This window comes from Phytoactinopolyspora endophytica (assembly GCF_004138495.1).
GTDB lineage: Bacteria > Actinomycetota > Actinomycetes > Jiangellales > Jiangellaceae > Phytoactinopolyspora > Phytoactinopolyspora endophytica.
Map to the genome: position 1 here is coordinate 47,653 of NZ_ML142877.1, position 1,374 is coordinate 49,026.

Annotated in this window: 1 protein-coding gene; it reads left to right on the forward strand. The window is 66.2% G+C overall.

Features of this window, described 5'->3' with window-relative positions:
• A partial coding sequence (ligM, locus tag ELR45_RS32715; RefSeq protein ID WP_205857736.1) for a vanillate/3-O-methylgallate O-demethylase occupies positions 1-1,093 on the forward strand: 1,093 nt, incomplete at its 5' end.
• Positions 1,094-1,374: the final 281 nt, after the last annotated feature.

The following is a 1,374-nucleotide window of genomic DNA, read 5'->3' on the forward strand; positions in this document are numbered from 1 at the left end:
CGGCGACGGCATCCTCTTCCGTCTGGCTGAGGAAGAGTTCGTGTTCGTCGGGCGCGCCCCCGTGGCCAACTGGCTCAACTTCCAGGCCAGCTCGGGTTATAACGTCGACGTCCGCTTCGACCAGCGCTCGCCTTCGCGGCCGTATGGCAAACCGGTCACGCGCGAGGTGTGGCGCTTCCAGATCCAGGGCCCGAACGCATGGAAGGTCATCGAGAAGGTCAACGGAGGACCGGTCGAGCAGGTGCGATTCTTCCGCATGGGCCACTTGAACGTGGCCGGCGAAAGGGTCCGCACACTGCGTCACGGCATGGCCGGAGCACCCGGCCTCGAGCTGTGGGGGCCGTACGAAACGTACGGCAAGGTGCGTGACGCCATCCTCGAAGCGGGACAGGAGTTCGGACTCGAGCCGTGCGGCTCGCGGGCGTATGGGTGCAACACGCTGGAGTCGGGGTGGATCCCGTCGCCGCTGCCCGCCGTCTACACCAGCGAGGAGCTCCGTCCGTACCGCGAATGGCTGGGTGCGGACAGCTACGAGGCGACGAACGCCCTGGCCGGCAGCTTCGTCTCGGACAAGATCGAGGACTACTACCTGAACCCGTGGGAGCTCGGATACGGATCTTTCGTCAAGTTCGACCACGACTTCATGGGACGGGACGCCCTGGAGGCCATCGACCCGGAGACCCAGCGTCGCAAGGTCACCCTCGCCTGGAACGCCGACGACGTAGCAAAGCTCCTGGCCTCTCCCGTCGACGACGGCCCTGATTACCAGTTCTTCGATCTGCCCAACGCCAACTACGGGTCGTCAAACTTCGACTCCATCGTGGACGCTGACGGGAGCCTGGTGGGGCTGTCCCTGTTCACCGGTTACAGCGCTAACGAGCGTAGGGTGCTCTCGCTGGCGACGGTGAACCCCGACGTTCCGCTCGGCGCCGAGGTGCAGGTGATCTGGGGAGAGCCGGACGGCGGTTCCCGCAAGACGACCGTCCAGTCCCACGAGCAGCTGCCGGTGCGGGCCATCGTGAGCCCGGCGCCGTATTCGGTCATGGCTCGCGAGAGCTACCACACCGGCTGGCGCACGGTCGCCACCGCTTAAGCGCCCTGTGGGACACTAGCGTCGGTGTGGACTCGCAGGCCCCGGGCCGCAATCGCGGCCCGGGGCCTTTGCGCGATATCCATCTCTGGTGACTGCGCGATTTCGACTCGTCGCGATCTCGCGACGCATCTCCGGAGTACGCCAGGACAGCGTCGTCCGGGGAAACGACCGGAGCGCGTCGACCGCGGCCTCCGCGGTCGACCGGACATCTCCGACCAGCCTGAGGTCGAAGTGCGTGTGGAGAACGAGTGCCTCGGCGTTCTCGTCGATCTGAACAACCC